Source organism: Paenibacillus sp. BR2-3 (genome assembly GCF_046529485.1).
GTDB lineage: Bacteria > Bacillota > Bacilli > Paenibacillales > Paenibacillaceae > Paenibacillus_AQ.
This window is the reverse complement of sequence record NZ_CP126311.1, coordinates 2085079-2100025: the sequence shown is the minus strand read 5'-3', so window position 1 is coordinate 2100025 and position 14947 is coordinate 2085079. Positions and strand designations below refer to the sequence as shown.

Sequence of the window (14947 nt, the reverse complement as noted above, 5' to 3'; positions counted from 1 at the left end):
GTACATTCAGTTTACCGCTCCTTACTCCACTGCTACGTTTGCTTCTTCCTGTACCTTTTGCAGGGCTGCGCCCATTTTCTCAGGTGTAGTCTGGCCACCGATCAGACTTTGAATTTGAATGTTACTGATTTCAGTTGTAACATCCGCCTGAACAAGTGAATCAAAAGCCGGGAATGAGGACTTAGAATTATTAAGTACCGCTACAATTTCACTCATCAGGTCATCTGTAATATTTTCGTTGAGCACATTTTGGTCAATCTTCATAGCGGGTAGAACACCGTCTTCTACTAATCCGCGCAGTTGCATTTCTTCATTGAATAGGTTCTTGATAAACGATTTAACAGCCGCCAGCTGGCGTTCATCATCTGCTACAGAAGCAGAGAAGCCATAGCCATTGTTTACATCCCGCATCAGAGCCGTTTGGTCACCCACTCCACCTTCAACTGCAGGAATATTGAAGAATCCGACTTTACCAATCATGCCTTCGCCGGATTGACCGGCTTTGAATACTGAGGATTTCCAAGTTCCGTCATACATTAGGATGGCTTCAGCGCTTGTGAACTGCGTTGTATATTCTGCATACTCAAAGCCAAGCTCGCCTTTTTTGAAATATCCTTTATCTATCCATTCTTTATATTTCGAGAAGCCCTTAACTACATTAGCATCGCTCCATTTGGCTTCACCCGTTGAGAACTTGGCAGTTACATCCGGACCTGCATAACGGGACCACAGGTGATTAGCGAGCATCAGAGGTACCCAGCCAGCTTTCGAGGCTCCAGCCAACGGCACTTTTCCATCCGCTTTGATATCTGCTAGTTGTTTTTCTAACTCAGCAAATGTAGTGGGTGCTTTCCAGCCTTTGCTTGTATAATACTCTTTGTTATAGAAAAAGCCTTCACCGGAACCGCCGATCGGCAATCCGTAAATTTTGCCCTCATACGTAAAAGGATCAAGGTTAGAAAACTTATCTTTAATACCCAGTTCTTCAAGGATCGGAGTCAAATCGAGCAATTTGCTCTCTTTAGCATATATCTTGGAGTCTGGACTACCAAAAAGATCAAATATTTCAGGGGGATTTCCAGCCGCCATTTCACCGCGCAGCTTTTCTTTACGGTTCACATCGGAATCTACTCCGTCCAGCTTGAACGTCAAACCCGGTACATCTGCTTGAACTTTTCCTACAACATCCTCAAGAATGGCCAGACGTTTCTGTTTATCCGCGCCTACTTGAGTATGGCGGATAGTCATCTCGAACGGTTCGCTGCTCACGGGTTCTTCTGTGACAGCAGCATTTGTTGCAGCCGGAGTGTCAGTTCCTTCCGCGGTGTTATTGGGCGTATTATTGTTGTTGCCTCCACAACCAGTCAGTAAAGCCGTGGTGACGAAAATCAGGGACAAAAGCAAAGTCAAACTTTTTTTCATTTTTGTGACCCTCCCTATATATTGATTTCCTTTACACTTCTCATTATAAAAAACGTCCTATGTTATCGTAAGGTCAAGATTCATCTTCAAAAGGGATAAAATACTCTTATGTATGCGAGATCATCTTCAACACAAGCAGATTCTTAAATAAGCAAAAAGCCGTTCCTCAGTAGAAAACTACCTTAGGAACGGCTCCTTATATGATAAGCGATTTATAATACCAATGCTGTCTGCTTACGTCCTTCTTCTATAAGACGGTATGCCCGATCTACTTCCTCTTCACGAGGAGACGGAACACCCTCCAATTCATAAGGCTTGCCGAGCATTTCCCATTTATAAATCCCCATTTGATGATAAGGTAAAATTTCAATTTTCTCTACACCATTTAATGTCCCTATAAAACGGCCAAGGTTAAGCAAGTCCTCTTCACGGTCATGAATACCGGGAACATAGACGTGACGAATCCACATCTTTCGATTGTGGTCTGACAGCCAGCGGGCCAGCTTCAGGGTACGATCATTGGATTTGCCGGTCAACTTAATATGAGCTTCATCATCAATATGTTTCAGATCCAGCATCACTAGATCCGTTACATCCAATAAATCATTGATTTTGTCGCCTTCGTTATACCCATTGGTGTCCAGTGTCGTATGCAGATTCCAGCGCTTCTTCACTTCAGTGAAGAGCTGTTTCACAAAATGTGCCTGCAGTGTGGGTTCTCCACCTGAAACGGTTAAACCGCCACCCGATGTGCGGTAGTAGTTCAAGTAAGGCTCGATCTCGGCCAATACTTCTTCCAAGCTCATTTGCTTGCCTTCATTTAATGCCCAAGTGTCCGGATTATGACAGTATTGGCATTTCAGCAGGCAGCCCTGCATGAACACAACAAAACGAATGCCAGGTCCGTCCACGGTCCCAAAGGTTTCTAAGGAGTGTATGTGTCCATTAGCCATATGATGCCATCCTTCCTCCACACTTTATACTCTTAAAAAACGGATTGAACCGCCCTTTTTCAAGGACGGTATCCGTTTGAGATATAGATGTAGATATAAAGTATTAACTTTGACTTCTTTAATTACATCGCACCGTGGAAAGTACGGTTAATAACATCCAATTGTTGTTCGCGGGTCAGCTTGATGAAGTTAACAGCATAGCCGGATACGCGGATTGTCAATTGTGGGTAGTTCTCTGGGTGTTCCATAGCATCCATCAATTGTTCACGGGCAAATACGTTAACATTCAAATGGTGACCTTTGCTGTTAAAGTATCCGTCAAGCATGGATACAAGGTTGGATTTACGTCCTTCTTCTTCTTTACCCAGTGCTTTAGGTACGATGGAGAAGGTGTTGGAGATCCCATCCAAGCTATCTTCATATGGCAATTTGGCTACGGAGCTAAGGGAAGCCAAAGCACCTTTCTTGTCACGGCCGTGCATAGGGTTAGCGCCCGGTGCGAACGGTTCACCTTTTTTACGTCCGTCAGGAGTAGTACCTGTTTTCTTACCGTATACCACGTTAGAAGTAATTGTCAATACCGATTGTGTCGGCAAAGCGTCACGGTAAGCGTGGTGTTTACGGATCATAGTCATGAACGATTCAACCAGATCAACAGCGATGTTGTCAACAGCATCGTCATTGTTACCGTAGCAAGGGAATTCGCCTTCGATTTCGAAATCAATAGCAATGCCTTGCTCGTTGCGGATTGGTTTAACTTTGGCATATTTAATGGCGCTCAGGGAGTCTGTTGCAACAGACAGACCGGCAATACCACAAGCCATGGTGCGAAGAATATCGCGATCATGCAGAGCCATTTCGATACGCTCGTAGGAATATTTATCATGCATGTAGTGGATAACGTTCAAAGTGTTCATGTACAGCTTCGCAAGCCATTCCATCATCGGTTTGAAGCGTTTCATTACTTCGTCGTATTCCAGAACTTCAGAAGTGATGCGCGGCGTTTCAGGTCCAACTTGTGCACCGGATTTTTCATCCACACCACCGTTGATAGCATACAGCAAAGCTTTAGCCAGGTTAGCACGAGCTCCGAAGAATTGCATTTGCTTACCAATACGCATCGCGGATACGCAGCAAGCAATACCATAGTCGTCGCCGTAGATCGGACGCATCAAGTCATCATTTTCGTATTGAATGGAGCTGGTTTCAATAGAAACCTTGGCACAATATTTCTTGAAGCCTTCCGGCAATTGCTCGGACCAAAGTACAGTCAGGTTAGGTTCCGGTGCAGGACCCAGGTTGTAAAGGGTGTGCAGGAAACGGAAGCTGCTCTTAGTAACGCGTGTAGTTCCGTCTACGGACATACCGCCAATGGACTCTGTAACCCAGGTAGGGTCGCCACTGAACAATTCATTATAATCAGGAGTACGCAGGAACTTAACAATACGCAGCTTCATGACAAAATGGTCAACCAGCTCTTGCGCTTGTTCTTCGTTCAGCGTGCCTTCTTCCAGGTCACGTTGTACATAAATATCAAGGAATGAAGATACGCGTCCAAGGGACATAGCCGCACCGTTTTGCTCTTTGATCGCTGCCAGGTAACCGAAATATACCCATTGGAAAGCTTCTTTGGCAGTGTTGGCTGGCTTGGAGATATCAAAGCCATGCATTTGCGCCATTTTTTTCAGTTCGCCCAAAGCGCGAATTTGTTCGGAAATTTCTTCACGAAGACGAATTACATGATCGCTCATGGAATCCACTTCGAGATTCAACAGATCTTGTTTCTTTTCTTTAATGAGAAAGTCTACGCCGTAAAGAGCGACACGACGGTAGTCGCCGATAATACGGCCACGGCCGTAAGCATCTGGAAGACCGGTAATAACGCCGGATTTACGGGCTGCTCTCATTTCGTTTGTATATGCATCAAAAACGCCTTGGTTATGCGTTTTGCGAATGTTCGTGAACATGTCAACAATGCCTTGCGGAAGTTCAAATCCATAAGCGTTGCAGGCATCAATCATCATTTTAATTCCGCCAAAAGGCTGAATGGAACGTTTGAAAGGCGCATCGGTTTGAACGCCGACAACTTGTTCCTTGTCTTTGTCAATATAACCAGGATTGTGCGATACAATTGTGGATACAGTATTAACATCCACATCAAGTACGCCGCCATTGGCAATTTCTTGTTTGGTCATCTCGGAAACGAGTTTCCATAGTTCATTTGTGTTGTGGGTAGCTCCAACAAGGAAATCTTCTTTTCCAAGGTAAGGCTTGATGTTTTTCTCAATGAAATCATTAACATTTACTTTTTTGGACCATTTGCCTTTTGCAAAAGAACGCCATCCAGACTTAACCTCTTGTACATCTTTTTCAATCACCGACATGCTAAATCCCTCCATTTATATATTTATAGTATTTGTAGAGATCGCGGGCTTGAAGGTTGATCCCGTGTCTCGTGATCCCGAAAATATAATTGTTATAAATTTCACAATCAATTATTCATTAATGGGACCGTTGTTTATATAAACATTTTAGTTTATTTTCTGAAAATAGACTGTGACAAATATCACCATTTCGGTGATATTTGTCACTTTCATCCAGTCCATTCTCACCTTTAATATTTTACTTAATATGCGTATATTAGTTTTCGAATTTTCCGTAGAACGCGTTCCGGTAAACATCAGCAAGCTCAGTAACCAGAGGCAATTTCGGATTGGCAGTTGTACATTGATCTTCAAATGCACGGTCAGCCAGGTAATCTACACGGGATTCGAAATCTTTAGCATCAAAGCCCAGTTCTTGGAAAGACACTGGAATGCCAAGGTTCTTGTTCATCTCGCGAATCTTGTTGATCAGGCTGTTTACGCCTTCTTCAGTTGTGCGGGCAGGCAATCCCAGAATACGCGCGATTTCAGCATAACGCTCGTCAGCAACGAAGTGCGAGTATTTAGGGAACGAAGCGAACTTCGTAGGTTTCTTAGCATTGTAGCGGATAACGTGCGGCATAAGAATCGCGTTTGTGCGACCGTGAGCCGTGTGATATTGACCGCCCCATTTGTGCGCCAAGCTGTGGTTAATACCCAGGAATGCATTAGCAAAGGCCATACCAGCAAGTGTGGATGCATTATGCATTTTCTCACGGGCAAGCGGATCTGCTTCAAGTGCCGATTTTTCAAGGTATTGAACTACCAGTTGGATTGCTTTAATGGCAAGACCATCCGAATAATCACTAGCCATTACGGAAACATAAGCTTCAATAGCATGTGTCAGTACGTCCATACCAGTATCTGCTACAGCAGCCTTAGGCAGGGAATATACAAACTCTGGATCCACAATTGCTACGTCTGGAGTTAATTCATAATCAGCCAGCGGATATTTTGTGTGAACATCCGTTGTTTTGTCAGTGATAACCGCAAAGGAAGTTACTTCTGAACCTGTACCCGAAGTTGTAGGGATCGCTACAAATTTAGCTTTTTGACCCAAACGTGGGTATTTGTAAATCCGTTTACGGATATCCATGAACTTTTGCTTCAAGTTGTTGAAGTCAGTGTCTGGGTATTCATAGAACAACCACATAGCTTTGGCAGCATCCATTGGGGAACCGCCGCCCAGTGCGATAATGCAGTCTGGTTGGAATCTTTGCATCATTGCTGTACCTTTGTCAACTGTAGTTGTCGACGGATCTGGTTCAACTTCCGAGAACACTTCGATAGCTACTGGCAATTGGCGTTGACGGAGATAGTGCTCTACTCTTTCAACATAGCCCAGTTTCACCATCATAGGGTCAGTGATAATAGCTACACGAGTAATATCAGGCATTTTAGCCAGGTATTGAGTACATCCTTTTTCAAAGTATATCTTGTTAGGTACTTTAAACCATTGCATGTTCACGGTACGACGATTCACCCTCTTCACGTTGATCAAGTTAATGGCAGTAACGTTTTGCGAAACCGAGTTGCGTCCGTAAGATCCACAGCCCAGAGTTAATGAAGGGATGTTGGTGTTGTAAAGATCGCCAATTGCACCATGTGTAGAAGGTGAGTTCACGATGATACGTCCAGTTTGTAGACGGTTCGAGAATTTAAGGATAACTTCTTCATTATAGGAATGAATCGCGGAACTGTGTCCCATGCCGCCGAATTCAACGATTTCAGCTGCACGTGCAATCCCTTGATCAGCATTTTTCACTTTGTAGCAAGCAAGTACCGGGCTCAGCTTCTCTGCGGATAACGGGTACTTGGTGCCTACGCCTTCGATTTCAGCGACGAGAATTTTCGTTCCAGCCGGAACTTGAATACCGCACATTTCAGCGATTTTTGTAGCCGATTGTCCAACAATGGCAGGGTTTACTGCGCATTTATCAACATTCATTACGCCGGAAGTCAGTTTGGCAGCTTCTTCTTTGTTTACGAAGTAACAACCGTTAGCGATCATTTTCTTCTTCACTTGGTCGAAGATTGGCTCTTCAATAATAACTGCTTGTTCCGATGCACAAATCATACCGTTATCAAAGGATTTGGAAAGAATAAGGTCAGTTACCGCTTGATCCAGATCAGCACTCTTCTCAATGAAGCAAGGAACGTTACCAGGTCCAACGCCAAGTGCTGGTTTACCACAGCTATAAGCCGCTTTTACCATTGCAGAACCACCTGTTGCCAAAATCAGCGCAACATCAGGGTTGTTCATCAAAGCATTGGTTTTGTCCATAGTTGGAGCTTCGATCCACTGGATACAGTTCTCTGGAGCGCCCGCTTTCACAGCAGCTTCAGCAAGAATTTTCGCAGCTTCACGGCTGCATTCTTGCGCTGAAGGGTGGAAACCGAATATAATAGGATTTCGTGTCTTAATGGAAATCAACGCTTTGAACATTGTAGTTGATGTAGGGTTAGTTACTGGAGTAATCCCCATAACGATTCCGACAGGTTCTGCGATCTTTTGGAAGTTGTCATATTTATTGTCTTCAATAATGCCTACTGTTTTGTCATTTTTGATGTTGTTATAGATATACTCAGTAGCGAAGATGTTCTTGATGATCTTGTCTTCGTATACTCCACGGCCTGTTTCTTCAATAGCTAACTTTGCTAGATACATGTGTTTATCGAGTCCGGCCAATGCCATGGCTTGGACGATCTTGTTCACTTGTTCCTGGTCGAGCAACATGAATTCTTCTAATGCTTTCTTAGCTTTGTCAACTACCGTTTGAATATATTCTTCAGCGGTAGGTTGTGTAACTTGGGCGGCGACTTCGTTCTTAACTGCCATCTCCCTCGTCCTCCTATCAATTTTTAGGTTGTTTTTCTCTACGGATTTATCTTAACACATCCTTTTCAATATGCATAGTGAAATCTTTCACAAACTATAAATTTTTTTTGATTTATTTTCATAGCGCTTTCATTAAATCATAATATGGGCTATTTTCCTTTTATTATAATGAAAAATGGTGGTTTTTCCCTTCTAGTGCTCTCACCAGGAACCTTTTTATGTAAGAAACATAATTCAAGTAAATAAATAGTTATACTCGGGTATCTGAACTCACCGTTCCAATGATGAGACGAAGACTGTTACATTCCTGCAAAAAGACATAGGCAAAAAAACAGCCCTTTATCAAACTCGGTTCTTGTCGGGCTCAGTTCAGAGCCGTTAATACACTATTCAACCAGAAAAAGGATTGGCGCGAGGGAGCAGCGGTTCAAATTCTTGTTGAAGTAATCAGGCTTCATTAATACACACAAAGACAAAAAAAGAGAGCACCTTTATTTAGGTTCTCTCACATAAACTAAAGCATGGGTATTTGGCCTGTTGTTCTATCTTCTCATGAAGATCTACGTAATGCGTTTTGGCTTAAGCCGAGCCCTCTAAAGCAGCAGCAGGGCCAAAGAATTCATAATGAATATCACTTCCTGGGATGTCCCAGTTACTCAAAGCGCTGTTCACTGCGTTCATAAATGGTACAGGCCCGCAGAAGTAAAATGCCGCCTCCTTTGAAGGCAACTTGCTTGCCAGCCATGGCAAGTCTATGAAGCCCTCTTTATGATAGATATTTGCCTCTTGGTCTGCCGCCGTTGGTGCTTCGTAGCACCATAAGACTGAGACTTGCGGGTTCTTACGGGCAACCAGTTCAACCTCTTTCCGCAGTGCATGAGCCAGGCCATTCCGGGCGGCATGAATGACCTGTCGGTCCGGCTCTGACTCTGCCAGTGTGTTCAGCATACTAACCATGGGCGTTAGTCCTACTCCGCCACTTATTAGTATGGCTGGTCGCTTATCCTGTCTGTCCAACACAAATTCTCCTGCAGGTGCCGATAACCACAATGTGCTGTCTTCCTTCACTTGCTCATGCAAATAATTAGATACCTTTCCTGCCGGGCGCCCATCAACGGCGTCCTCCCGCTTCACGGAAATACGATAGTATGGCTTACCTGGTGCATCAGAAAGACTATATTGACGGATATGCGTAAAGCTTTCTCCAGGGATATTCAACTTTACACTTATATACTGCCCCGGTTCAAACGCAGAAATCGCTTGCCCATCCGCTGGAACCAGATAAAAGGATGTAATTACATCACTTTCCTGAACCTTACGTTCCACCCGGAAAGGTCTGAAATTAGCCCAGCCGCCGCTTTGCTTTTCCGCTTGTTCATACATTTGTTCTTCCACACTAATGAATGCATTCGCGATCATACCATAAGCTTCAGCCCATGCCGCAAGAATCTCATCGGTAGCTGCATCGCCAAGTACCTCTTTAATCGCTGCTAAGAGATACTTCCCGACAATCGGATAATGCTCGGCCTGGATGCCAAGACTGCGGTGCTTGTGAGCAATCTGCTTTACTACTGGCAGAATTTCCTCTAACCGGTCAATATATTTTGCTGCGGCATAAACCGTGTTTGCTAGTGCCGCCTGCTGTCTTCCCTGCTTTTGGTTCGCGTGGTTGAAAATATTCAAAAGCTCCGGATGATTAGCGAATAGCATCTGATAAAACTGCGTGGTAATTGCTGTTCCATGCACCTCTAAAACAGGCACAGTAGACTTGATCGTGTTGATAGTTTTTTCGCTTAGCATACGAATCCCTCCACTTCAATTATCCTTAACCTGTCTTTAAGTATAAAAGAAGCGGTTTTTGCCTTCTGGTGATCTCAGTCACATCAAAAATCAAGTAATTGTGACAAATGTCACATAATTAATTGCAATGGGGATAGCCTCAGTAGAACCGTCAATATTAAGCCCTATATACACCGGATTTCCGAAAAATCATATTAAATCTCACACTTTTGAAGTGAAAATTATCACAATGTTAAAAATTCGACACTTTTTACGCAAATTTTTTACCCATAAAGAGGAATTCCAAGGTATAATTAATTTAAAATTTATTGAAAAACTGAGGGAATAAAGGGGATGTCGATTATGAAGGAACATTACAATGTTATCGAAGCCCACGGAAATACAAACTGTTTCTCCGAACAGAACTTTAACAGACTACTGGTCACAATGAAAGAGCGTATGGTTCCGGAAGGATCACACCTGTTCTGGGAAGGCGACTATTCGGATAAATTGTTTTATATCAAACGTGGACGTGTGAAATTAACCAAATCTACAGACGAAGGCAAGGAACTCATTCTTTATATGTATCAGGCCGGCGACATGGTAGGCCAAGCTGATCCATTCTTCAGCACGAAACACAGCTTCACTGCGGAAGTGATCGAAGAAAGCGAAGTTGGCGTTATCGAGCAAAAGGATCTTGAGATTCTGATCTGCCAGCATTGTGATTTTGCCATTGATTTCATGAAGTGGATGGGCATTCACCACCGTCTGACACAAACTAAATTCCGTGATTTGATGATGTACGGAAAACCAGGCGCTCTCTGCTCTACATTGATCCGGTTAGGCAACACTTACGGCGAGAAGACCAACGATAGTATCCTGATCAACAAAAAAATTACGCATACGGATCTTTCCAACATGATTGGGGCAACCCGTGAAAGTGTGAACCGGATGCTGAGCGATCTTCGCAAGAAGGACGCTGTTGAGTATGAGAACGGTATGATTGTCATCAAGGATCTGGGCATGCTGCAGGATATCTGCCATTGCGAATTGTGTCCGAACGAAATCTGCCGCATTTAATTCCCTTTTCACATTACCCTCTATTCTCCTCAATCGAAACATATATGGCCCAGTTATTATTCCAATTAAAAATAGAGTGGTCAAAGGCGCCCTGGAGGGCGTCTTTTTTTAAGGGATTCAGGAAAATATTACCTCGTAATCATCACACCGACACCTATATTTAGTAAAATAGAAGTGCGGCAACCATTTGACCTATAAGGATAGGCATCCGGCCCGTTCAATTTCCCTTGGAGGAAGAGTAACTATGAACAAATTAATTTCCTATTTACTATTGGTTATAGTGATTTTAACTGGTTGTAATTCCGTTCCCGATACGGTTGACACACACCCCTATACACCGGTAAAAGCTTGATAATTGGTGTTATCGGTGAGGCTCCGGTCATCAGAGAGGATCATGTGAAATTCACATCAATAACCTTGGATAAGCTAGATGGGGGCAATAAGCTTTCAGCAGAATTTGATGCCATTATTATTATGAAGGATCATTTATCAGAAGCGGCCAATAAGAAATATGCCAATACATATAAAACTGCTGGTGTACCCTTTTTCTTCATGGAATCCAAGAAATCATATATTCCTTTTATAGAAGAAGAACTAAAGTAAACGAACCTAATATTAAGGATGTCTATTTAAGAATGTTTACTACAATCGCGTCCCTCAACCACGAGAAGTAATATTAATACAAAAAAGCTTGGATCCATTGTCCAAGCTTTTTTGTATGCAGCTAGATGCGGTTCTTGTGAATACCACGTACTGGGGAGATCAGCCAGTAGGCCATACCGACAAAAACTGCGCCGCCGATTATATTACCTAAAGTGACCGGGATCATGTTATGAATCCAGCCCGCCAAGGTAATGGTTTCTGGATGATTCGGAAGGATTAAAGCTACGCTCAGCAGCGTCATGTTAGCCACACTGTGCTCATAGCCGCTGGCGATAAAGGCGAACAAACACCACCAGATCAGAACAAGCTTGGCCGTTTCACTTTTGGCCCGTCCGGACATCCACAGGGCCAGGCAGACCAGCCAGTTACAGAGGATGCCGCGGAAGAACAGCTCCCAGAACGGGAGACTCATTTTTTTGGCTGCTGCGGCAAAGATCAAGTGCTCAGGAGGAGCAGCACTGAACAATCCGGCTCCACGGATTAGTAGAGCCAGAATAACAGCTCCAGCAACATTTCCAATAAACACAAGAATCCAGTTTTTAAGTGTATCCCATACACTGGTTCTGCCCGCAAGTGTACTTACGGTAAAAAACATATTATTCCCGGTAAACAGTTCCGAGCCGGCGAACACTACAAGTGTCAGAGCGATCCCGAAGGATGTCCCCATAACAAGCGGCTGAAAAGGAGATTTGGCTGCGGCCAGCGGTGCACCCAGTGTAAAGATAAGAATAATTCCGATTCCTACGTAAGCCCCTGCCAGCAGTGCTGCAAGAAAGTACCTTGGCATGCTTTCGTTCATTTTGTCGCGTTTGCTTACCGCTACTTCTACGATGTTCTCTACACTCTGAGTAAACATTTACTCCACCCCGTCGTTTCTCTATATTAATTGCTTATTTATATTAGCGGCAAGCTATCTGCTATTACAAGCTGACTTTCACCGTTTGTCCATCAAATGTGACCGGGTAAGTTGCCACTTTTCCATGATCTGGCGCCTGTACCTCGCCGGTGCGAAGGTCGATTTTCCAATCATAAAGCGGATCGTAAAGGTAATGCCCGGATACGATGCCTTCAGCAAGCGGACCGCCCTTTGGATGAGGATTGCGGTTTTCTACAGCATAAATGGCATCGTCTGAGGTACGGAATATCGCCAGCTCCACATTTCCGGCAATAACTACACGGCCGATCTGCAACAGGAAATCCTGGATCGCACCTACAACATAATCTTGTTTTGTTAATTGCATGGTTCTCTCTCCTTTTGGGTTAGCATGGTAGTTAAATCCGCGCATCCTCGAACAGGGCAGTGCGGGTGCTGTCATCGTTCAGCATCTTTTTCCAAGGATCAGTAACCTGGGCCAGGGCAAAATCAATCCGGGCGGCCAGCTCTTTGCGGTTCTCTTCATTATCCAAAATGGCTTTTTGAATGCTTTCAAGCCCCATACGTTCGACCCACTCCGAGGTTCTTTCCAGATAGTTGCCGGTCTCACGATAGTATTGCATCACTGCGGAGCAGACTTCGATCAGCTCATCATCCGTTTTCACCTTGCAGAAAGAGTCTGCGATACGCGGCTTAATTCCGCCGTTGCCGCCGATGAACACTTCCCAGCCTCCGTCGTTGCCGACAATTCCGATATCCTTCGTGCAGGATTCCGCACAATTGCGCGGGCAGCCGTTGACAGCCATTTTGAACTTGGCAGGGAAGTCAAGCCGCTCGTATTTGCGTTCCATCAGAGCGCCCATACCCATGGAATCCTGGGTACCGAAGCGGCAGAACTGCGAGCCTACACAAGTCTTAACGGTACGAAGAGATTTGGCATAAGCATAACCTGATGGCATGTCCAGCTCTTCCCATACTTTCGGCACATCCTCTTTCTTCACGCCGATCAGATCCAGACGTTGACCTCCGGTTACTTTTACAACCTTAACATCATATTTCAAGGAAACCTCAGCGATTTTCATCAAATCTTCAGGTGTAGTAACCCCGCCATACATCCTTGGAACGACTGTGAATGTGCCGTCTTTTTGAATATTGGCGCTCATTCGTTCGTTTACAAAACGGGATTCCTTCTCATCCTCATGGGTGTCCGGATAAATCATGCCGAGATAATAGTTCACCGCCGGACGGCATTTAGAGCAGCCTTCCTCTTGTTTCCAGCCAAGCACGTTCATAACCTCTTTGGTAGTTCTCAAACCCTTCGCTGTAATCTCAGCCACAATCTCATCGCGGCTTAATGTTGTACAGCTGCAAATGCCCTGCTTGGCGCTTTGCTGGAAGCTGTCACCCAGTACAAATTGCAGGATTTGTTCTACAACCGGCTTACATCCGCCGCAAGAACGGGTAGCCCCGGTACAAGCTTTAATCTCGTCAACCGTTGTAAAGCCATTCTCGGTAACGGCATCTACAATCGCTTTCTTGGTTACGCCATTGCAGCCGCAGACGATTTCCTCATCCGCCATGGCTTCAACAGACATCCCTTTCTTGGCTTCACCGCCGCCGCAGCAGCTGGTGCCCATGACCTCTGCATAAATTTCATCCGTCATTTCCGAGCCTTGCTTTACAAGCTTCTGCAGATTGGCTGATTCCGTAACATCTCCGAACAAGACCGCACCGACAATAATGTTATTTTTAAGCAAAATCTTCTTATAGGTTTTCTTCCACTCATCCTTGGCCGAGATTACTGTATGTTCAGAGGTTTCCAAAAATTCACCGGCCGAGAATACATCCACACCGGAAATTTTCAGCTTGGTAGAGACTACTGAACCTTCATATGGCTTCGTTGCAACGCCGCACAGATGCTTAGCCAGTACCATTCCCTGTTCAAAAAGCGGAGCAACGAGCCCGTAGCACACTCCCCGGTGCTCGGAACACTCCCCAACGGAGTACACGTTGTTCATTGAGGTTTGCAGATAATCGTTAACAACGATTCCGCGATTTACTGTTATTCCGCTATCTTTAGCCAAGGCTACATTCGGCTTAATTCCGACAGCCATAACCACGAACTCTGCCTCAAGCTCACTTCCGTCACTAAAGCGCAGCCCGCTTACCCGCTCAGAACCTGTCAATTCTACCGTTTGCTTGCCCATAGCGAATTTCACGCCTTGACGCTCCAGTTCGGCCTGCAGCATGGAGGAGGCATTGCGGTCAAGCTGGCGCTCCATCAAATCTTCCATTAAATGCACAACGGTAACATCCATACCCAGATTGACGAGACCTTTTGCCGCTTCAAGACCCAGCAAGCCGCCGCCAATGACCGCAGCCTTCTTGTATTGCTTGGCCGCTTCCAGCATGGCGTCGCAATCGGCGATATCTCGGAAGCCTACTACGCCTTCCTTATCGCTGCCCGGGACAGGCAGAATAAAAGAATTGGAGCCTGTCGCAATAATCACCTTATCGTAAGAAACAGCCAAACCGTTATCTGTAAGGATCTGCTGTTTTGCTTCATCTATTTGTGTTACTGTAGTGCCTGTGTGCAAAGTAATGTTGTTTTCCTTATACCAATCAAGGCTATTCAGTATAATATCATCCACTGTTTTGCTGCCCTCAAGGACATAAGACAACATAATCCGGTTGTAGTTGGGATGCGGCTCACTTCCGAAAACGGTAATATCATAAGCACCGCCCAGCTTCAAAATCTGCTCGAGCGTACCTACGCCTGCCATACCATTGCCGACTAATACTAACTTTTCTCTCTTCGTTATCATTGTTAGGTGCCTCCTTAAAGCGTCTGAATTCTGCTCTCTCACTTCTTTATATTGGAATTATACGTTTAAAATTTAAATAGAGATTGTGA

10 protein-coding genes are annotated in these 14947 nt (G+C 44.6%); 2 read left to right on the top strand and 8 right to left on the bottom strand.

Annotated elements, in window-relative coordinates:
* Nucleotides 1-21: 21 nt before the first annotated feature.
* The 5 genes from PaeBR_RS09900 to hmpA all read right to left on the bottom strand — a co-directional run bounded on the left by PaeBR_RS09900 (nucleotide 22) and on the right by hmpA (nucleotide 9437).
* Complete coding sequence (locus PaeBR_RS09900; RefSeq protein WP_410514649.1) at nucleotides 22-1422, bottom strand: extracellular solute-binding protein; 1401 nt, start codon at nucleotides 1420-1422, stop codon at nucleotides 22-24.
* A 212-nt stretch (nucleotides 1423-1634) separates the two neighbouring features.
* Nucleotides 1635-2375, bottom strand: a complete 741-nt coding sequence (gene pflA / locus PaeBR_RS09895; RefSeq protein WP_410514648.1) for a pyruvate formate-lyase-activating protein — start codon at nucleotides 2373-2375, stop codon at nucleotides 1635-1637.
* Nucleotides 2376-2497: 122 nt separating this feature from the next.
* Nucleotides 2498-4759: a formate C-acetyltransferase gene (pflB, locus tag PaeBR_RS09890; protein ID WP_410514647.1), complete on the bottom strand. Its 2262-nt coding sequence runs from the start codon at nucleotides 4757-4759 to the stop codon at nucleotides 2498-2500.
* 256 nt (nucleotides 4760-5015) lie between these two features.
* Nucleotides 5016-7637, bottom strand: coding sequence for a bifunctional acetaldehyde-CoA/alcohol dehydrogenase (gene adhE, locus PaeBR_RS09885; protein WP_410514646.1), 2622 nt, complete (start codon nucleotides 7635-7637; stop codon nucleotides 5016-5018).
* A 579-nt stretch (nucleotides 7638-8216) separates the two neighbouring features.
* Complete coding sequence (gene hmpA / locus PaeBR_RS09880; RefSeq protein ID WP_410514645.1) at nucleotides 8217-9437, bottom strand: NO-inducible flavohemoprotein; 1221 nt, start codon at nucleotides 9435-9437, stop codon at nucleotides 8217-8219.
* Between the two features lie 342 nt (nucleotides 9438-9779).
* Here hmpA and PaeBR_RS09875 point away from each other — a divergent pair, with 342 nt between their 5' ends.
* Together PaeBR_RS09875 and PaeBR_RS09870 are read left to right on the top strand one after the other, a co-directional pair.
* A complete protein-coding gene (locus PaeBR_RS09875) occupies nucleotides 9780-10496 on the top strand; it encodes a Crp/Fnr family transcriptional regulator (RefSeq protein ID WP_410514644.1) in 717 nt (238 codons plus the stop codon).
* 348 nt (nucleotides 10497-10844) lie between these two features.
* Nucleotides 10845-11099: a hypothetical protein gene (locus PaeBR_RS09870; protein ID WP_410514643.1), complete on the top strand. Its 255-nt coding sequence runs from the start codon at nucleotides 10845-10847 to the stop codon at nucleotides 11097-11099.
* 121 nt (nucleotides 11100-11220) lie between these two features.
* Here PaeBR_RS09870 and PaeBR_RS09865 read toward each other — a convergent pair whose 3' ends face one another.
* From PaeBR_RS09865 to nirB, 3 genes are all read right to left on the bottom strand, one after another.
* The gene (locus tag PaeBR_RS09865; protein WP_410514642.1) at nucleotides 11221-12015 is read right to left on the bottom strand and encodes a formate/nitrite transporter family protein; all 795 of its coding nucleotides are present in this window, start codon (nucleotides 12013-12015) and stop codon (nucleotides 11221-11223) included.
* A gap of 64 nt (nucleotides 12016-12079) precedes the next feature.
* Nucleotides 12080-12400, bottom strand: coding sequence for a nitrite reductase small subunit NirD (nirD, locus tag PaeBR_RS09860; RefSeq protein WP_410514641.1), 321 nt, complete (start codon nucleotides 12398-12400; stop codon nucleotides 12080-12082).
* A gap of 31 nt (nucleotides 12401-12431) precedes the next feature.
* Entirely contained in the window at nucleotides 12432-14858 is a 2427-nt protein-coding gene (gene nirB, locus PaeBR_RS09855; RefSeq protein ID WP_410514640.1) for a nitrite reductase large subunit NirB, read from the bottom strand.
* Between the last annotated feature and the right edge of the window lie 89 nt (nucleotides 14859-14947).